The sequence below is a fragment of the Nioella aestuarii genome (assembly GCF_050896395.1).
Taxonomy (GTDB): Bacteria; Pseudomonadota; Alphaproteobacteria; order Rhodobacterales; family Rhodobacteraceae; genus Nioella; species Nioella aestuarii.
Genome location: NZ_JBPBBA010000057.1, coordinates 1 through 18033, shown reverse-complemented (window position 1 = coordinate 18033; position 18033 = coordinate 1). Strand labels below are relative to the sequence as shown.

Annotated in this window: 16 protein-coding genes and 1 pseudogene; 13 read left to right on the top strand and 4 right to left on the bottom strand. The window is 62.0% G+C overall.

Annotated elements, in window-relative coordinates; translation table 11 throughout:
* Nucleotides 1-217 precede the first annotated feature (217 nt).
* The 3 genes from rplI to rpsF are packed head-to-tail and all read right to left on the bottom strand — an operon-like array spanning nucleotide 218 to nucleotide 1458.
* Nucleotides 218-841 (bottom strand): 50S ribosomal protein L9, encoded by a 624-nt coding sequence (gene rplI / locus ACROHD_RS19760; protein ID WP_432680151.1) that lies wholly within the window; start codon nucleotides 839-841, stop codon nucleotides 218-220.
* A 13-nt stretch (nucleotides 842-854) separates the two neighbouring features.
* Nucleotides 855-1082, bottom strand: a complete 228-nt coding sequence (rpsR, locus tag ACROHD_RS19755) for a 30S ribosomal protein S18 (protein ID WP_432680149.1) — start codon at nucleotides 1080-1082, stop codon at nucleotides 855-857.
* Between the two features lie 22 nt (nucleotides 1083-1104).
* Nucleotides 1105-1458 (bottom strand): 30S ribosomal protein S6, encoded by a 354-nt coding sequence (rpsF, locus tag ACROHD_RS19750; RefSeq protein WP_432680147.1) that lies wholly within the window; start codon nucleotides 1456-1458, stop codon nucleotides 1105-1107.
* 369 nt (nucleotides 1459-1827) lie between these two features.
* Between rpsF and ACROHD_RS19745 the strand changes: the two genes are divergently transcribed.
* The 13 genes and pseudogenes from ACROHD_RS19745 (at nucleotide 1828) to ACROHD_RS19685 (ending at nucleotide 17029) form a co-directional block, all read left to right on the top strand.
* Nucleotides 1828-2907 carry a hypothetical protein gene (locus ACROHD_RS19745; RefSeq protein WP_432680145.1) on the top strand — a complete coding sequence of 360 codons (1080 nt, stop codon included), beginning with the start codon at nucleotides 1828-1830 and terminating at the stop codon, nucleotides 2905-2907.
* A gap of 231 nt (nucleotides 2908-3138) precedes the next feature.
* The gene (locus tag ACROHD_RS19740) at nucleotides 3139-3516 is read left to right on the top strand and encodes a hypothetical protein (protein WP_432680144.1); all 378 of its coding nucleotides are present in this window, start codon (nucleotides 3139-3141) and stop codon (nucleotides 3514-3516) included.
* 91 nt (nucleotides 3517-3607) lie between these two features.
* A complete protein-coding gene (gene fabD, locus ACROHD_RS19735) occupies nucleotides 3608-4552 on the top strand; it encodes an ACP S-malonyltransferase (protein WP_432680142.1) in 945 nt (314 codons plus the stop codon).
* A gap of 93 nt (nucleotides 4553-4645) precedes the next feature.
* Nucleotides 4646-5383 (top strand): 3-oxoacyl-ACP reductase FabG, encoded by a 738-nt coding sequence (gene fabG, locus ACROHD_RS19730; RefSeq protein ID WP_432680141.1) that lies wholly within the window; start codon nucleotides 4646-4648, stop codon nucleotides 5381-5383.
* Nucleotides 5384-5851: 468 nt separating this feature from the next.
* The gene (locus tag ACROHD_RS19725) at nucleotides 5852-6085 is read left to right on the top strand and encodes an acyl carrier protein (RefSeq protein WP_432680139.1); all 234 of its coding nucleotides are present in this window, start codon (nucleotides 5852-5854) and stop codon (nucleotides 6083-6085) included.
* A gap of 167 nt (nucleotides 6086-6252) precedes the next feature.
* Complete coding sequence (gene fabF, locus ACROHD_RS19720) at nucleotides 6253-7515, top strand: beta-ketoacyl-ACP synthase II (protein ID WP_432680138.1); 1263 nt, start codon at nucleotides 6253-6255, stop codon at nucleotides 7513-7515.
* The gene (gene mltG, locus ACROHD_RS19715) at nucleotides 7515-8684 is read left to right on the top strand and encodes an endolytic transglycosylase MltG (RefSeq protein ID WP_432680136.1); all 1170 of its coding nucleotides are present in this window, start codon (nucleotides 7515-7517) and stop codon (nucleotides 8682-8684) included. The genes fabF and mltG overlap by 1 nt, the downstream gene beginning before the upstream one ends.
* Nucleotides 8685-9020: 336 nt before the next feature.
* Nucleotides 9021-9368, top strand: a complete 348-nt coding sequence (locus tag ACROHD_RS19710) for a hypothetical protein (protein WP_432680134.1) — start codon at nucleotides 9021-9023, stop codon at nucleotides 9366-9368.
* 21 nt (nucleotides 9369-9389) lie between these two features.
* A pseudogene (locus tag ACROHD_RS19705) lies at nucleotides 9390-9716 on the top strand (C40 family peptidase); the annotation flags it as partial.
* A 5-nt stretch (nucleotides 9717-9721) separates the two neighbouring features.
* The gene (locus ACROHD_RS19700; RefSeq protein WP_432680133.1) at nucleotides 9722-14026 is read left to right on the top strand and encodes a baseplate multidomain protein megatron; all 4305 of its coding nucleotides are present in this window, start codon (nucleotides 9722-9724) and stop codon (nucleotides 14024-14026) included.
* Nucleotides 14019-14729, top strand: a complete 711-nt coding sequence (locus tag ACROHD_RS19695) for a DUF2793 domain-containing protein (RefSeq protein WP_432680131.1) — start codon at nucleotides 14019-14021, stop codon at nucleotides 14727-14729. The genes ACROHD_RS19700 and ACROHD_RS19695 overlap by 8 nt, the downstream gene beginning before the upstream one ends.
* A gap of 89 nt (nucleotides 14730-14818) precedes the next feature.
* Nucleotides 14819-15637 carry a serine O-acetyltransferase gene (gene cysE / locus ACROHD_RS19690; RefSeq protein WP_432680130.1) on the top strand — a complete coding sequence of 273 codons (819 nt, stop codon included), beginning with the start codon at nucleotides 14819-14821 and terminating at the stop codon, nucleotides 15635-15637.
* Nucleotides 15638-15961: 324 nt separating this feature from the next.
* Complete coding sequence (locus tag ACROHD_RS19685) at nucleotides 15962-17029, top strand: PLP-dependent cysteine synthase family protein (RefSeq protein WP_432680129.1); 1068 nt, start codon at nucleotides 15962-15964, stop codon at nucleotides 17027-17029.
* A gap of 233 nt (nucleotides 17030-17262) precedes the next feature.
* Here the strand turns inward: ACROHD_RS19685 and ACROHD_RS19680 are convergent.
* Nucleotides 17263-18033, bottom strand: a 771-nt coding sequence (locus tag ACROHD_RS19680; protein ID WP_432680127.1) for a 2-oxo acid dehydrogenase subunit E2, incomplete at its 5' end; no start/stop codon positions are given.

The window sequence follows — 18033 nt, the reverse complement described above, 5'->3', positions numbered from 1 at the left end:
GCACCCGCTCCGGCCCCGGCCCCGGCACCTGCGCCTGCTCCGGCACCGGCGCCCGCACCGGCACCGGTGGACGACGGCAAGTAAGCGAGCGCTTACAGGCATCACAACGAAGGCCCGTCCCGAATGGGGCGGGCCTTTTTCTGTTCTGGAGTGACCCGGCACAAAAAAACCGCGCCCCGAGGGGCGCGGTCATCACTGTCCCCGAAAGGGGTACGGATCAGGCCTCTTCTGAGCCTTCTTCCGATTCTGCGGCGGGGGCGGCGTCGCCCTCATCGTCGTCATTTGCAGCGGATCCGATATCGTCGAACAGTTCGGCGATCTCGAACTCGGCGGCTGCTTCGGCTTCGGCAGCCAGTTCCTGGATCGACTTGCCGGAGGCCTGAAGCTCTGCTTCCTCGACCGAGCGAGCCACGTTCAGCTCAATCTCAATCTCAACTTCGGGATGCAGGTTCACAACAACGGTGTGCAGGCCCAGTTCCTTGATCGGGCGGGTCAGGGCGACCTGCTTGCGATCGAGGGTGAAGCCAGCTTCGGTTGCGGCGTCGGCTGCGTCACGGGTGGTAACGGACCCGTAAAGCGCACCGGCGTCAGAGGCCGAGCGGATCACGATGAACTGCTGACCACCAAGGCGGCCGGCCATTGCTTCGGCTTCCTGCTTGGTTTCGAGGTTCTGCGCTTCGAGCTGCGCTTTCTGGGCCTCGAAAGCCTTCAGGTTGTTTTCATTGGCGCGGAGCGCCTTGCGCTGCGGCAGCAGGTAGTTGCGCGCGTAGCCTTCCTTGACGGAAACCACATCGCCCATCTGACCAAGCTTGGCCACGCGTTCCAGAAGGATAACGTCCATGGGTCAGTTCTCCTTACTTGACGGCGTAGGGCAGCAGGGCCAGGAACCGGGCGCGCTTGATTGCGCGGGCCAGTTTACGCTGGTTCTTTGCCCCAACGGCGGTGATACGGGACGGCACGATCTTGCCACGCTCAGAGATGTAGCGCTGCAGCAGACGGGTGTCCTTGTAGTCGATCTTCGGTGCGCCTTCGCCCGCGAACGGGTCGGTCTTGCGGCGGCGGAAAAACGGTTTTGCGGCCATTTTGAAAGTCCTTCCCTATGGGTTAGCGGCGCTCGCGGCGACCTTCACGGTCGTCCCGCTTCTGCATCTGGGCCGAGGGGCCCTCTTCGTGGGCGTCGACCTTGACGGTCAGAACGCGCATCACGTCGTCATGCAGGCGCATCAGGCGTTCCATTTCCTGAACGGCAGCCGACGGCGCGTCGGTGCGCAGGAAGGCATAGTGGCCCTTGCGGTTCTTGTTGATCTTATACGCCATGGTTTTGACGCCCCAGTATTCGGATTCGACGACCGAGCCGCCATTGTCCGACAGGATTGCGCCAAAATGTTCGATGAGCCCTTCGGCCTGCGTGTTGGACAGGTCCTGACGCGCGATCATCACATGCTCGTAGAGAGGCATGTCATCTCCATTCATGTTTCTAGGCGTGTTTCAACGGCCGGGGCTTCGTCCTCCGCCCCCCGGACCACGAGAGACCACGCCGGTGCATAAGCATCGACGGAGGAAGCCCGCCTTATAGACGGTTGCGGCAGGGGATCAAGGGCAAATGCACCCACCCACACACCGACCCACGAAACCGCGGTTTTCCATGAACGAAGGCATGGATACGAAACAGGAGCACGGCACGGAAATATCCAGCTCTTGCCCAAAATGCACCCGATTTGGGGCCGATACATAGCTCTGTGTGGATAATGTTTTACAAAGTTGGCCCCGATCATGTGGAGCGCAAGACATTTTATTAAGAATAATAGTGGAGCCGTGACAGTAGACATGGTGCCGCTTGTTTTTTTGTCCGTGGCTCTTGCCGTGATTGTATCTGGCAGGATCATCACAGGCATTTCCGACACTTCGCGGGACACAGCAGATCATCTAGATGGAAACTCGATCATCGTGACCTCGTTCAACGCGGCTGGTCAGGATGCGGGGGCCGGTGGCTTTGGCGGTCTGGGCGGGTTTGGCGATGCTTCGGCTGAAGATGATGGCGAGTCCGGCGATGATGAGGGCACGGCCGGGGATGGCGAAGAAGAAGGCTCCGACGAAGACGGCGATGGCTCCTCTGATGGGTCGAGCGGATCGGGAGGCGGTTTCGGCCCCGGTGGCGATGACGGCGGAAGCGACGGGGGAGGCGGTCAGGACGGGCCCGGTGGCGGATCAGATGGTGGCCAGGATGGCGGCGACCAGGGTGGCGGCGGCCAGGATGGCAGTGGCTCCGGTGGGGATCAGAATGGTGGCAGCCAGGATGGCGGTGGCTCCGGCAATGGAGGCTCCAACGGGAATAATGGCTTCGGCAATGGCGATCAGGATGCGCCCGGCAACTCCGGGCCGCACAACAATGCTGAAAACGCAGAAGACGGCAACGGAGCGTCTGGTGGCCAGAGTAACGGCAATGGCAATGGCAATGGCGGGTCCAATGGCGGCCTGACAATCACGACCGGCTCTGCTTCCGATGAGGATGATCCGGTGTTGATCATCACCAGTGGTTCCGGCTCTGGTTCGGGCGGCGAGTTGATTATTACCGGCAGCGGCTCGGGCGGGTCGGGCAGCGGAAGCTCCGGCAGTGGCTCTGGCGACTTGATTATTACCGGCGGATCGGGAAGTTCCAACGGGAACGGGAACGGGAACGGGAACGGGAACGGGAACGGGAACGGGAACGGGAACGGGAACGGGAACGGGAACGGGAATAATGGGCATGGCAATGATGCCGATGGCTGTGATTCCTCAAATCCAGGAAACGCGCCGCAATGCGTAGGCGATACCACCGATGACGATGGCCCTGCGGGCAATGGCAACGGGAATGGCAACGGCAACGGTAATGGCAACGGAAACGGGAACGGCAACAGGCGGAACTAGGTGCCGCCGGGCCCGTACGCGGCCGCATCCTGCTGCTCGCATCCGATTCGCTACCTGCAAAGCGCGCTTTCCCCACAACGCGATCTTCTCTCGCTGAGATCATTTACTTTGCAGTATATTGACCCTAGGTAAACCAATGAGCGCATTAAGGGCGCATTATTGGTTGCCTTTTGGTGGAGGTAAGGTTTTCCTTACCCTAGCGATGGAATGAAAGACGTAGGACCCACGACAATGCTCGATTGGACGCGGACCAAAAGGTTGGCACGCAGCCTGAACTTGCCGAATGTTCATGAAGACATTCGTTCTGACGGGCTGCCCTGTCTGCGCGCGCATGGGCGTCTGTGGACATGGTGGGATCCTATGGTCGAAGCGCCGGGGTTTCGATTGCCTGCCGGGGAACGCGAATTTCTGATCGCCGCCGATCCCGAGGTCTTTTTCGTCACCGAGGCGGAGGCCGAATTCAACCACGTTTTTGCCCATCCCGCCCGTGTCAGCCCGCGCTGGATCCTCGGCAATCTCAGCCTGAGCTGGCGGGCGCTGGCGCCGTCCGCCTTCGTGCAACTCTTTCCCGGTGAAGGGCCGCCGGTGCCCCATTTCCTGGAGCATTGAGCCGTCGCGATCCGTCTTGGCAATTGCGCCGGGCGGTCGGTTGCGTTAGCCCCTTGGGTCAACAACAGCTTGAAACGGAGCGCTGACGCGGATGACACGTGCCTTCCTCTTTCCGGGCCAAGGGGCCCAGACCATCGGTATGGGCAAGGCCCTGGCCGAGGAATACCCGGCCGCTAAAGCGGTGTTTGATGCGGTGGACGAGGCCCTTGGGGAAAAGCTGTCGGCGCTTATCTGGGACGGCGAACAGGACCAGCTGACCCTGACCCGCAACGCGCAACCGGCGCTGATGGCGACCTCGATCGCGGCCATGGCGGCGCTGGAGGCCGAAGGCGTAACGGTTGAGGCCGCGGCCTATGTGGCGGGGCATTCGCTTGGTGAATATTCGGCCCTTTGCGCGGCCGGTTCGCTGTCGCTGGCTGATACGGCGCGGCTGCTGCGTATTCGTGGTACGGCGATGCAAGAGGCGGTTCCGGTGGGAGAGGGCGCGATGGCGGCTCTGCTCGGCCTTGATTTCGAGACCGCCGTGCGTGTGGCAGAAGCCGCGTCAGAAGGCTTCGTCTGTCAGGCGGCGAATGACAATGACCCCGGTCAGGTGGTCGTCTCGGGCCATCGCGATGCGGTGGAACGCGCAGTGGAGATCGCGAAAGGGCAGGGTGCGAAACGCGCGGTGTTGCTGCCGGTATCGGCCCCGTTCCATTGTGAACTGATGGAGCCCGCAGCTGAAGCCATGGCCGAAGCGCTGAGCCATGTGGACCTGGTCACACCGCGCGTTCCGGTGTTGCCCAATGTGGTGGCGGCGGCAGAAAGCTCGTCCATGTTGCTGCGCAATCACCTGGTCGATCAGGTGACCGGTTCGGTCCGGTGGCGCGAAAGCGTGATGTGGATGGCGGCCCACGGTGTGACAGAGACCTGGGAAATTGGCGCGGGCAAGGCGCTTACGGGTATGGTGCGGCGCATCGACCGGTCCCTGGCGACCCGGCAGGTCGGCACGCCCGACGAGGTGCGTGCAGCGGCTGCGGCCTTCGCTGCGGGCTGAGCGGGGAGAAAGGCTCTTGCAAGAGCCTTGCAAATTTCTTCGAAGAAATTTGGCGCCTATGGCCGGCGTCACGAAGTTAGGGAAGGACGGGACATGTTTGATCTCACTGGAAAAAACGCGCTGGTGACCGGGGCATCTGGCGGCATTGGGGCCGATATCGCGCGCGCATTGCACGCCGCTGGCGCAACGGTCGGCCTTTCGGGCACACGGGTGGAGCCGCTTGAGGCATTGGCTGCCGAACTGGGCGAGCGCGCCCATGTGCTGCCCTGCAACCTGTCGGACCCAGAGGCGGTTGAGGCACTGCCCAAACAGGCTGCCGAGGCAATGGGATCTGTCGACATCCTGGTCAACAATGCCGGCATCACGCGCGACAACCTGTTCATGCGCATGTCGGATGACGAATGGCAGTCAGTGATCGACGTGAACCTGACCTCGACCTTCAAGCTCTGTAAGGGCGTGCTGCGTGGCATGATGAAGGCCCGTTGGGGCCGGATCATCAACATATCTTCCGTCGTGGGCGCCACCGGCAATCCGGGGCAGGGCAACTACGCCGCATCCAAGGCCGGAATGGTGGGCATGTCGAAATCGTTAGCGTACGAGGTCGCAAGCCGGGGGATTACTGTGAATTCCGTCGCGCCGGGCTTCATCGAAACCGCGATGACGGGGAAGCTGACCGATGATCAGAAATCCAAGATCCTGACCCAGATCCCGGCAGGCCGCATGGGCACCCCGGCAGAGATCGCCAGTGCAGTTCTGTTCCTGGCCTCACCTGAGGCGGGCTATCTGACTGGTACCACGATGCATGTGAATGGTGGCATGGCGATGGTCTGACCGAGCCGGTCGGATCGTTGCCTTGCGCAAAAACCGGCGCCCGGGACGCACGCCAAGCCGCCGGGCCGTGCGTGCCAGGGCGATTCCCATGAGGAACGCCCCGATTCCCAAAATCAGCGCTTCAAGCTCTGGCATGAATCGAAAGGCGCGCAAGAGCAGCGCGATATGGTCGACAAATTCCGCCATCGGGTGCCTCCTATCCGGTGTGGCCATGGGCTGTCCGGTCTGAGCTTAACCGCCGGATGGTTCCAAAAGGTTAAGGAACAGACGCGGCAGAAATGGCAAAAACGGATCAAACCCCGTTGCCTTCGATAGCGGATGTGCTATAGGCGGCGCAGATTTTGCCGGGGGGCGTTCGCGCCAGACGGTATGGGGCCTTTGCCGGTCCCGTTGAACCGCCGATACCGGCGCATTACAGATCGGAGGCTGAATAATGGCTTTCGACCAAACTGGATGAGGATCGAAAAGATGAGCGACATCGCAGATCGCGTGAAGAAAATCGTTGTCGAGCACCTGAGCGTGGAAGAAGACAAGGTGACCGAGAACGCCTCCTTCATCGACGACCTGGGCGCAGACAGCCTGGACACCGTTGAACTGGTCATGGCCTTCGAAGAAGAGTTCGGCATTGAGATCCCGGACGATGCGGCTGAAACCATCCAGACCTTCGGCGACGCGTGCAAGTTCATCACCGAAGCTTCCTGAGCCTTTCGCTTCAGGTCAAGAATTCGCAGACGGCATCCCAAGGGGGTGCCGTTTTGCATTGGCGGCTGGCTGCGGGATCGGGGCAAATCACCTGTCAAGGGATTGCCCAAGCCCCCTGCTTGACGTTATCAAACCGCGATAAGCTCTAATCCGAAAGGGGCAGGAATATGCGTCGAGTTGTTGTCACGGGCCTCGGGATCGTTTCGCCCCTGGCCTCTGGGATCGAGGAAACCTGGAGCCGCCTGTTGGCCGGGGAATCGGGCGCGGGCACCATTCAGCGCTTCGATGCCTCGCATCTGGCCACCAACTATGCGTGCGAAGTGCCGCAGGGCGATGGGTCGAACGGCACCTTCAATGCCGATGACTGGATGGCGCCAAAGGAACGGCGCAAGGTCGATGACTTTATCCTGTTTGGCATGGCTGCCGCTGAACAAGCGGTGCGTGACGCGGGATGGACCCCGGAGGACGAGGAATCGCGTCTGCGCACGGGCGTGCTGATCGGGTCCGGCATCGGCGGGCTGTCGTCGATTGCGGATACAGCGATTTTGCTGAAGGAAAAGGGCCCGCGCCGCGTGTCGCCCTTCTTTATTCCCGGCTCGCTGATCAACCTGATCTCGGGTCAGGTCAGCATCCGTTACGGCTTCAAGGGGCCGAACCACGCCGTTGTCACGGCCTGTTCGACCGGGGCGCACGCCATTGGCGATGCGGCGCGGCTCATTCAGTGGGGCGACGCGGATGTTATGATCGCTGGCGGGGCCGAGGCCGCGATTTGCGAGATCGGCATCGCCGGTTTCAACGCCTGCAAGGCGCTGTCGACCAAGCGTACCGATGATCCGCAGCGCGCCAGCCGCCCCTATGACGCGGACCGCGACGGCTTCGTTATGGGTGAGGGCGCCGGTGTTGTGGTGCTGGAAGACTATGAGCACGCCAGGGCGCGCGGTGCCAAGATCTATGCCGAAATTCTGGGCTATGGCCTGTCGGGCGACGCCTATCACATCACCGCCCCATCGGAAGATGGGGATGGTGGCTACCGCGCCATGGAAGCGGCTCTGAAGCGCGCGGGCCTGACGCCTGATGCGGTGGATTACATCAACGCCCACGGCACCTCGACCATGGCCGACACGATCGAACTGGGCGCGGTGGAGCGGCTCTTGGGGGACAAGGCCAGCCGGGCCACCATGTCCTCGACCAAGTCTTCTGTCGGGCACCTTCTGGGTGCAGCTGGCGCGATCGAGGCGATCTTCTCGATCCTCGCGATCCGCGACCAGGTGGCGCCGCCGACGATCAACCTGGACAACCCGGCGGTGGAGCCAAAGCTGAACCTCGCCGCCAATGCCAAGCATGAGCGCGAGATCAACGTGGCTCTGTCCAACAGCTTCGGCTTTGGCGGCACCAATGCATCGCTGGTCATGGGTAAGGTCACTGACTGATGTGGAAACATGTCGCTGCCAACGGGATGAGCCTTCTCATCGTCGGCTTCATCGCATTTGCGGGGGCCGTGGCCTGGGGGCAGCGGCAATACACTTCGGCTGGGCCGCTTGCGGAACCGACCTATTTTGAGGTAGCTCGGGGCGAAAGCCTGACCTCGGTTTCGGAGAACCTGGAGGCTGCGGGGGTGATTTCCAGTGCGACCATCTTCCGGCTTGGTGCGCGCTATACCGAACGGGCAGAGGATCTGCGCTTCGGCAATTACGAGATCCCGGCAGGCGTGTCGATGGACGAGGTGATGGAGATCCTGTCCTCGGGTGGGCCCTCGACCTTCCGCTACACGGCCACTTACGTGATCCGGGGCGGTGCAGGCGGCGGTGAGATGCGGCTGAGGGAACGGGTGCCGGGCACCGGAGATCTGGTGGAGCTGGCAACCTTCGAGGGCGGTGCGGAGCTGCCAGCGGATTACGTGGCGCTGGTCGAAGCGGGAACGCCGATCGTGTACCGGCTTTCGGTGCCCGAAGGGTTGACCGTTTTCCAGATCGTCGAAGGGCTTCGCGGGGCGGATTTCCTGGAAGATGACGTGGTCGATCTGCCCGCCGAGGGCACGTTGGCGCCCGACACCTATGAAGTGGCGCGCGGCACTCTGATCTCTGAGATACTGACAGATATGGCCGATGCGCAGACCGGCATTCTGCTGGCAGCCTGGGCCGGACGGGCCGAGAACCTGCCCTATGACACGGTTGAGGAGGCGCTGATCATGGCCTCTCTCATCGAGAAGGAAACCGGGGTTGCTGATGAACGCGGCGAGATCGCGGGGGTTTTCGTGAACCGGCTTGAGGCGGGGATGCGGCTGCAAACCGACCCGACGATCATCTATGGCGAATCCGAGGGGCGGGGTTTCCTTGGCCGCGGGATTCGGCAAAGCGAGCTCGTGAATGACAACAATCCTTGGAACACCTATCGCATTGATGGGCTGCCGCCGACGCCAATTGCGAACCCCGGTCGGGCCGCGATCGAGGCAGCGATGAACCCGGCCAATACGGATTACCTGTTCTTCGTGGCAGATGGGTCCGGCGGCCATGCCTTTGCGACGAGCCTGGCTGAGCACAACGAGAATGTGAGGGCCTGGCGGGCGATTGAAGCGGAACGGGCGGCGCAGGAAAACTAGGGGTTTCGCCGCGCATCGCGCGTCGATCCGCGCGGCCCCGAGGGGCCGCGTTTTGCGTTGCATCAGGTGGCAAGGTGTCTGGGGGCGCTGCCCCCGTCGCCTTCGGCGACTCCCCGGAGTATTTGAGCCAAGAAGCAGGGGGTTAATGGTTTCTTGACATGATGAAAATACGTTAACTGTTTGAAAGTAATAAACTTATTGACTTATCGAACAGTCTTCGGTAGAACTTGTGACATGCTGGAAGAAGTGGGCAAGCGGCCCCGGGGATGACCTCGGAGGTCGCTTTTTCGTTTCTGCTCGTGCGGGTTCAATTTTTGAAAGCACGGGGAATTTCTTATGACCGATCATTTTGACGAAGATCACACGCCGTTTCAGGAGATGCTGGGCGGTGCACTGGAGGCGTTCGAGACCGCACGGGAGGTTTTGCGGGACACGCTCAAGCGCCTGAAGGCCGAGGAACCGGTTGAAAGCTCGGAGGTGCCCAAGCATCTCCGGGATCTAAACAACGCGCTCATCCTGGCGATGGGGTTGGAAGGGAAGGCACGCGATGCAGCAGGACAGCGGATGGGAGAGATCGGGGCCGGACAGTTCGACCTCGATGCGGCGCGGGCTGAGATCGGGCTCCGCCTCGCTTGCCTGCGTGCCGCAGGAGGCGGTGGAGACATTTCTGACGGGGCTGAGTGACAACGCGCTGGCGGCGCTGCCCTGTGGCGCGAGGTTCTGGGGCCAGAGCCGGAAGCACTCCCCGCCTATACGCAGGACTGGTCTGAGCCGCTGGGCGAGGAACGGCTATTGGGCGCGGCGTTGCGGCATCTGACCCCGAAACCGCTGACTGAGGACGCGCCGGGCGACGTGCTGCTGTTTCGTATGCGGTCAGGCGCTGTTGCAAAGCATCTGGGGCTACAGGCCCGGACCGGGCCAGAGGCCAGCTTCGTCCATGCCTATAGCGGGCATGGCGTCGTGGAAAGTGCGCTGACGCCGCCATGGGAGCGGCGGATCGTGGCGCGGTTCGCATTTCCCGAAAGGAACTGATCACAATGGCAACCATCCTTCTTTCTGCTGCTGGCGCGGCGCTTGGCGGCCTCAGCTCGGGCACGTTTCTGGGCCTGACCGGTGCCGTGATTGGACGGGCCGTCGGGGCCACTGTGGGTCGGGTCATCGATCAGCGGCTTCTGGGCGCAGGGTCCGACGTCATCGAGCAGGGGCGGCTCGATCGGTTCCGGCTGTCCGGTGCCTCGGAAGGGGCATCCGTCGCGCGGCTATACGGGCAGATGCGTCTTGGCGGGCAGGTCATCTGGGCCACGCGGTTCAAGGAACATGTGACGGTGACAGGAGGAGGTGGCAAGGGCGCGCCGCCAACCCCGAGAACCGCGAGTTATTCTTACACGGTCAGTCTGGCCGTTGCGCTGTGCGAGGGCGAGATTTCGCGGGTCGGGCGGGTCTGGGCCGATGGCTCGGAACTGGCGCGGACGGATCTTACGATGCGCGTCTATCGTGGCACCGATGACCAGATGCCGGACCCCAAGATGGAGGCCGTGGAGGGCGCGGGGCAGGTGCCGGCCTATCGCGGCATTGCCTATGTGGTGATCGAGGATCTGGACCTGTCCCCCTATGGCAACCGCCTGCCTCAGCTGAGCTTCGAGGTCTTCCGCCCGGCGCGGCCCGAGCATCTGGATAGCCCGCCACAACCCTCCGAGGCGATCCGTGCGGTCGCGATGATGCCGGGCACCGGGGAATATGCGCTGGCAACGACGCCCGTCAGCCTGTCGCAAGGCTTTGGCCGCTCGGAAAGCGCCAATGTGAACACGGCGGCAGGTGTGGCGGATTTCGTGGTCTCGCTGGAGGCGCTGGATGGGGAGCTGCCAAATTGCGGGGCCGTGTCGCTGATTGTCAGCTGGTTCGGGGATGATCTGCGTGCGGGACAGTGCAGCGTCAAGCCGAAGGTGGAACAGCAGCAGGCTGACGGGGCCGAAATGCCCTGGACCGTCGCAGGATTGACGCGCAACAGCGCCGAATTGCTGGCCCAGGTAGAGGGTCGTGCGATCTATGGAGGAACGCCAACGGATCAATCGGTGATCGAGGCCATCGAGGCGCTGAACGATGCCGGGCAGGAGGTGATGTTCTATCCCTTTCTGTTGATGGAAATTCTTGAGGGCAGTGGCAAGCCCGACCCTTGGGCACTGACCGGGGACCAGCCGGCCTTGCCCTGGCGCGGCCGGATCACGGGGGAAAAGGCGCCGGGGGTGGCGGTGTCACCTGACGGGACGGCTGCGGCGGAGGTCGAGGTTTCGGCGTTCTTCGGCACCGCCAGCGCATCTGATTTCATTGTCTCGCCCGGTTCGGTCAGCTATTCCGGTCCGGCGGAGTGGAGCTATCGCCGGTTCATTCTGCATTCGGCCGCTCTTTGCGCGGCGGCGGGCGAGGTGGAAAGCTTTTGCATCGGTTCCGAGATGCGCAGCCTGACGCAGTTACGCGGCGCGACTGGTTTTCCCGCAGTTGACGCGCTTATCGCGCTGGCTGCCGAGGTGCGCGTCCTGCTGCCCGATGCAAAGTTGTCTTATGCGGCAGATTGGTCGGAATATTTCGGATATCACCCGCAGGACGGATCAGGGGATGTCTATTTCCACCTGGATCCGCTTTGGGCGGACGCCAATATCGATTTCATCGGCATCGACAACTACATGCCGCTGTCTGATTGGCGCGATGGACGTGATCACGCGGATATCGGGTGGCGGTCGATCTATGAGCTGAACTATCTGCAAGCCAATATCGAAGGCGGCGAGGGATTCAACTGGTACTATCCGAGCGCTGAGGCCCGCGACGCACAGTTGCGCGCGCCGATCACGGATGGGTTGCTGGAGAAAGACTGGATCTATCGCTACAAGGATTTCCGCACTTGGTGGAGCGAGCCACATCGGGATCGGATCGACGGGGTCGAGGGGGATGCGCTCGGGGTCGGAACGGAAGTTGCCCAGAATTTCAGTGCAATCAATGGTCAGATCACCAATGGTTTTTCACAAAACGAGTCCGGTCGCCTTGCCGCGCGGCTGGAGCTGTTCAGTTCCCTGTCATATGTGTTCGCGGCCCGGCTTCTTGATGTCACCAAGGCCTATCGGCTCCGGTTCCTCGTCAAGTCTACGACTGGGGCGTTGCAGACGAGCAGTGTGAACTATTTCGATGGCTCTGATCACCGCAAGAGTTTCACGGCGGGGGATAGCTGGGAAGAGGTGTCTATCTCGTTCACCCCGTCGCAAGAATCCGTCAACCTGTACCTTGTTGATAACCGGGCCGGCGGAAATGCCAGCGATCTGCTGATCTCGGAGATCGCGCTGATCGATGAGCAGATGACGACGGACTGGATCCCAATATCGAAACCCATCCGCTTTACGGAGCTTGGGTGCGCCGCGGTCGACAAGGGTACCAACCAGCCCAACAAGTTCCTTGACCCGAAATCGTCGGAATCTGGGCTGCCATACTATTCGAACGGGCGACGGGATGACCTGATCCAAATGCAATATCTGCGCGCGATGACGAGCTATTGGCTGGATCCGGCGCATAACCCGGTATCCGAAGTCTATGGAGGCCCGATGCTGGACATGGATCATGCCTATGTCTGGGCCTGGGATGCGCGGCCCTGGCCGGCCTTTCCCAATACGCTGGGCGTGTGGTCGGACGGGGAAAACCACGCGCGTGGGCACTGGATTTCGGGCCGCATGGGGGCCGAGCCCTTGGCGGATGTTGTGGCCGCGATCTGTGAAGAGTCGGGGATCACGGAATACGATGTGTCGGGGCTTTACGGCTTTGTGCGCGGCGCCATGTCCTCGGACGTGGAAAGCGGGCGGGCGCGGTTGCAGCCTCTGATGCTAGCCTATGGGTTCGAGGCAGTGGAGCGCGACGGCACGCTGGTCTTCCGGTCGCGCAGCGGGCTGCCTGATGCGATCGTGATCGAAGATTCGATGGCCGTGGATGAGGATGGCGCGTCGGCGCCTTTGCGGACCCGCTTGCCGGAAGCTGACAAGGTGGGGAGGGTGCGCCTGACACATGTGGAAGCGGCGGGTCAGTTCGAGGCGCGCGTGGCCGAGGCGGTGTTCCCCGATGACGGGGCTGACACGATCAGCCAAAGCGAATTGCCATTGGTGCTGACCGGAGCTGAGGGACGTGGCATCACCGAACGCTGGCTGGCCGAGGCGCAGGTGGCGCGCGATACGATCAGCTTTGCCCTGCCACCTTCACGCCGGGACCTGGGGGCGGGGTCGGTCTTCGAGATGGCGGATGGGTCTACGTGGAGGATCGACAAGCTGGATGACACGGGCGCGCGCAAGGTCGATGCAGTGCGGTCCGAGGCGGAAATCTACGAACCGTCAGACACGGTTGATGAGGCGGTGAGCCTGGAACCCTTCGTGCCGCCGCTGCCTGTGAGCCCAGTATTTATGGACCTGCCGCTATTGACTGGCGACGAGGTGGAACACGCCCCCCACCTGGCCGTCGCGGCAAAGCCCTGGCCAGGATCGGTGGCGGTTTACAGTTCGACCTCTGACAGTGGCTATTCGCTGAACACGCTGGTCGATGTGGTGTCTGCCGTGGGCGTTCTGGAAACGCCACTTTTCCGCGCCACGCCAGGCCTATGGGACCGTGGCCCTGCCATGCGCGTCAGGATGAGTACCGGAAGCCTCAGCTCCGCCAGTATGGAGGACGTTTTGAACGGCGCAAATGCAGCCGCCGTGGGCGATGGCAGCGGGGGGAATTGGGAGGTGATCCAGTTCGCCAGTGCCACGCTGGTGGGTGAGGATCTTTGGGACATCACCCTGCGCCTGAGGGGGCAGGCGGGTTCTGATGGGATCATGCCCGATGACTGGCCTGTTGGCTCGCTTTTTGTGCTTCTTGACGGGCGCCCGGGGCAGATCGAGCTGCCGATTTCGGCGCGAGGACTGGAACGGCATTACCGCGTCGGGCCCGCAGGGCGTTCCTATGATCACCCGGTCTATGACCATCAGGTGCTGGCCTTCGACGGGGTAGGGCTGCGCCCCTTTGCCCCCGCACATCTGCGCGCGCAAAAGACCGGCATGGATCGCGAGATCAGCTGGATCCGCCGCACGCGGATCGACGGCGACAGCTGGCAAGGCACCGAGGTGCCGCTGGGCGAGGACAGCGAGGCCTATCTGCTGCGCATCCGTGATGCGGGCGGCGTGAAACGAGAGGTGGAGATAGGCTCACCGGCCTTCACCTATAGCGATGACATGCAGGCCTCTGACACCGTCACCCTGCCATACACGATTGAAATCGCGCAAGTTTCTGCGCGGTTCGGACCCGGGCCCTTTGCAAGGATAGAGATCAATGACTGACACGACGAACCTGACCTTACCTCTGCTGGCCGCCAGCCAGGCGCAGAAACATGTGACGGTGAACGAGGCTCTGACGCGGCTCGATGGGGTGGTGCAATTGCGCCTGCGGTCGCGCAGCCTGACGATGCCGCCCGGTGCGGTGCTGGAGGGCGAATGCTTTGGCGTGCCACCCGGCGCGGTGAATGACTGGGCAGGCCACGAGGGCGAGATCGCTCAATATTCGGGTGGCGGATGGGCCTTTTTTGCGCCTCAGCGTGGCTGGCGTGCTTTCGTGGATGATGCAGGCAGTTGTGATCTTCATGACGGCAGCACCTGGCGCGCGGGCGGAATGACCCTGTCGCCCGGGGGCGGGGGAATCGCAGTGCAAAGCGTGGAGGCTGATGTCGTCATCGGGGCGGGCGCAACCGTGTCTTCGGGGCTTTTCTTTCCTGCGCGGTCCATCGTTTTGGGTGTCACCGGCCGCGTGACCGACGCCATCACCGGGGCGCTGACTGATTGGCGTTTGGGCGATGCAACCTCGGATGACCGCTATGGCAACGGGTTGGGCATGGCGCTGAATTCCTGGATCAGAGGCCCTGCAAACCCCTTTATTGTCTGGGCCGATACGGAACTGAGACTAACCGGCAATGGCGGCGATTTCGCAGGCGGGACAGTGAAACTGGTGGCGCATTACGTGAGCTTGGCCATCCCCGACGCGGTATAACAAAACGTGATCCGTGCGATCAGGGGTTTCAACTTGGACGTCAGGGCCTATTTGCGGTAGAAAGGGGCATGTGACCGCAGGAGGCCGCCATGGCAAAGACCCGCACCCATCTGGCCGAGCTTGACCCGGTCTGGAGCCGCATCACCCACGAAGCCACGGAAGCGGTGCGCGATGAACCGCTTTTGGGCGGCCTTGTGCATGGCTGTATCCTGCATCACGCCACGTTGGAGGCGGCGCTGGCCTATCGCATCGCGCAAAAGCTGGCCTCGGGTGAGATGTCGGAACAGCTGATCCGCGAAATCGCGGACGAAGCCTATCGGTCCGACTCATCCCTTGGGGCGGCTGCACGGGCCGATATCGTGGCAGTCTATGACCGTGACCCGGCCTGCCATCGCTTTATCCAGCCCTTGCTGTTCTTCAAGGGATTTCAAGCGGTTCAGGCTTACCGGGTCGGACACTGGCTGTGGCAGCAGGGCCGCAAGGATCTGTCCTACATGATCCAGATGCGCATCAGCGAGATGTTCGGTGTGGATATTCACCCGGCCGCGCGCATCGGCAAGGGCATCATGATCGACCACGCCCATTCCATCGTGATCGGCGAAACCGCCGTTGTGGGCGACAATGTGTCGATGCTGCATTCCGTGACGCTTGGCGGCACCGGCAAGGAAGAGGAAGACCGCCATCCAAAGATTGGCGACGGCGTGTTGATTGGGGCAGGTGCCAAGGTTCTGGGCAATATCAAGGTGGGCAATTGCAGCCGAGTGGCGGCAGGCTCGGTGGTGTTGGCCGAAGTGCCCCCCTGCAAGACTGTGGCCGGTGTGCCCGCGAAAATCGTGGGAGAGGCCGGATGCGATCAGCCGTCCCTGTCAATGGACCAGATGGTTCAGGGCTGCGGCGGCAAGGGCTGACATCGCGTCATATCCAGGTTCCACAGGGCCCGTGCCGCACATGGCGCGGGCTTTTTCTGTTGGTGAAAAAAAGCCCGTGAAACCAGGGGCTTCACGGGCAGTCCAACAGGGAGGGAGGGAAAAGGGAGGAGGAAAAGGGTTAGGTCTGGTAGAGGTTAAGTTAAGGGTTGGTGGTGAGTGTCAGGTCATTCAATATCTATATGTGTAAATAATACACAAACAAAAGTCAACAGGGTATTTGCGTTTTTTTTGCATCCTCGTGAATTGTCCAAAGCGCCGTTCCCGCCTAGGTTGATCCCAACGGCATTTAGGGGAGGACAGCACATGACACGGCAGACTGAGGGGCGCGGGCGCCTCTATGACAGTATTCTCGACACAGTGGGCGACACGCCGGTAATCCGGATCAACCGGCTCGCGCCTGAAGGTGTGGAGCTTTATGTGAAGGCCGAAGCCTTCAATCCCGGCGGGTCCGTCAAGGACCGGCTGGCGCTGAACATCATCGAAGCGGCGGAGACATCCGGTGCGCTGAAGCCCGGTCAGACGGTTGTCGAGGCGACCAGCGGCAACACCGGCATCGGATTGGCGATGGTCTGTGCTGCCAAGGGCTATCCGCTGGTCATTACCATGGTCGAAACCTTCTCGGTCGAGCGCCGCCGCCTGATGCGCTTCCTGGGCGCCAAGGTGGTGCTGACGCCAAAGGAGCAGAAGGGCTTTGGCATGTACCAGAAGGCCAAGGAACTGGCCGAAGCCAATGGCTGGTTCTTTGCCCGCCAGTTCGAGACGGAGGCCAATGCCGATATCCACGAGGCCACGACCGCGCGCGAGATCATTGCGGATTTCGGCGGCACGGGCCCCGACTACTTCGTCTCGGGCTATGGCACCGGTGGCACCGTTTCGGGGGTGGCGCGTGTTCTTCGCAGGGAAAGCCCAGATACGAAAATCATCCTGACCGAACCCGCAAATGCGGCGCTGCTCGGTTCGGGCCATGCGCAGACGCGGACCGCGGATGGCGAACCCGCCGAAAGCCACCCCGCTTTCAACCCGCATCCCATACAGGGCTGGACCCCGGATTTCATTCCACTGGTTTTGCAGGAAGCGATTGATTCAAAGGGATATGATGAGCTGATCCCCGTGGCAGGCCCCGATGGTATTGCCGCGTCAAAGGCGCTGGCTACGCAAGAGGGTATCTTCACCGGTATCTCCGGCGGTTCTACCTTTGCCGTGGCGCTTGAGGTCGCGAAAACCGCGCCCAAAGGCGCGCGCATTCTCTGCATGCTGCCCGATACCGGTGAACGCTATCTCTCCACCCCGCTATTCGAGGGCGTCGAAAGCGAGATGACAGAAGATGAGCTTGCCCTGATGCGCTCCACCCCCGGCTACCAGATGGGCTAATCCCTTCTTCTTTGCCCAAATACTCCCGCCGGAGGCATCCAACCTGTCAAAGCCTTAGTTTCGTGGGATCTCTGTCACATAAGCGGGCCACAAATCCGTGGCAACGCGGCCCGACGACGGCCCCGAAGGGGCCCGAGGAGGGGCGCTTCCGGATCGACGCCGAAGGCGGCGAAATTCCGAATGGAAAAGGGCGGCACCACTGGCCGCCCTTTCTTGTTCACTGATGCCGCGCCTTACGCCAGCATGGTCATCGGGTTCTCAAGATTCTCGACGATGGCTTTCAGCAATTCCGCCCCAAGCGCGCCGTCGATGACCCGGTGATCCACCGACATGGTGACCGACATCACGGTCGCGACGGTGAGTTCACCATCCTCACCCACGACCGGCTTTTTCACGCCCGTCCCTACGGCCAGGATGCCTGCATGTGGCGGGTTCACGATGGCGTCGAAGTTATCGATGCCGAACATGCCGAGGTTGGAGATTGCGAAGGTGCCGCCCTGGTATTCGGTCGGCGCCAGCTTGCGCTCGCGGGCCCGTTTGGCGAGGTCTTTCATCTCGGAGGACAGGGCCGAGAGCGATTTCATGTCGGCGTCTTTCAGAACTGGCGTGAACAGCCCGCCTTCGATGGCGACCGCAACGGCCACATCCGATGGTTTCAGCTGCAGCACCCGATCCCCGGCCCAGACCGCGTTACAGGCAGGCACCTGCTGCAAGGCATTGGCGACGGCCTTGATGATGAAATCGTTGACCGACAGTTTCACACCGCGCGCTTCCAGCTGCTTGTTGAGCTGGCTGCGGAACTTGAGCAGCGCATCGAGCTTGATGTCGCGGCGCAAGTAGAAATGCGGGATCGTCTGCTTGGCCTCGGTAAGCCGCGCGGCGATGGTCTTGCGCATCCCGTCGAGCTTGATTTCCTCATATTCGCGACCCTCATACATCCGCGCGACCATATCGGCGGACGGACCGGCAGCTGCGGCAGCGGCGGCTGCCCCCGCCGCCGCTGC

Excerpts from the sequence above, each read along its gene's own strand:
- rplI (WP_432680151.1), bottom strand. The coding sequence starts at position 841 with ATGGACGTTATCCTTCTGGAACGCGTGGCCAAGCTTGGTCAGATGGGC.
- rpsR (WP_432680149.1), bottom strand. The coding sequence starts at position 1,082 with ATGGCCGCAAAACCGTTTTTCCGCCGCCGCAAGACCGACCCGTTCGCG.
- rpsF (WP_432680147.1), bottom strand. The coding sequence starts at position 1,458 with ATGCCTCTCTACGAGCATGTGATGATCGCGCGTCAGGACCTGTCCAAC.
- ACROHD_RS19745 (WP_432680145.1), top strand. The coding sequence starts at position 1,828 with ATGGTGCCGCTTGTTTTTTTGTCCGTGGCTCTTGCCGTGATTGTATCT.
- ACROHD_RS19740 (WP_432680144.1), top strand. The coding sequence starts at position 3,139 with ATGCTCGATTGGACGCGGACCAAAAGGTTGGCACGCAGCCTGAACTTG.
- fabD (WP_432680142.1), top strand. The coding sequence starts at position 3,608 with ATGACACGTGCCTTCCTCTTTCCGGGCCAAGGGGCCCAGACCATCGGT.
- fabG (WP_432680141.1), top strand. The coding sequence starts at position 4,646 with ATGTTTGATCTCACTGGAAAAAACGCGCTGGTGACCGGGGCATCTGGC.
- ACROHD_RS19725 (WP_432680139.1), top strand. The coding sequence starts at position 5,852 with ATGAGCGACATCGCAGATCGCGTGAAGAAAATCGTTGTCGAGCACCTG.
- fabF (WP_432680138.1), top strand. The coding sequence starts at position 6,253 with ATGCGTCGAGTTGTTGTCACGGGCCTCGGGATCGTTTCGCCCCTGGCC.
- mltG (WP_432680136.1), top strand. The coding sequence starts at position 7,515 with ATGTGGAAACATGTCGCTGCCAACGGGATGAGCCTTCTCATCGTCGGC.
- ACROHD_RS19710 (WP_432680134.1), top strand. The coding sequence starts at position 9,021 with ATGACCGATCATTTTGACGAAGATCACACGCCGTTTCAGGAGATGCTG.
- ACROHD_RS19700 (WP_432680133.1), top strand. The coding sequence starts at position 9,722 with ATGGCAACCATCCTTCTTTCTGCTGCTGGCGCGGCGCTTGGCGGCCTC.
- ACROHD_RS19695 (WP_432680131.1), top strand. The coding sequence starts at position 14,019 with ATGACTGACACGACGAACCTGACCTTACCTCTGCTGGCCGCCAGCCAG.
- cysE (WP_432680130.1), top strand. The coding sequence starts at position 14,819 with ATGGCAAAGACCCGCACCCATCTGGCCGAGCTTGACCCGGTCTGGAGC.
- ACROHD_RS19685 (WP_432680129.1), top strand. The coding sequence starts at position 15,962 with ATGACACGGCAGACTGAGGGGCGCGGGCGCCTCTATGACAGTATTCTC.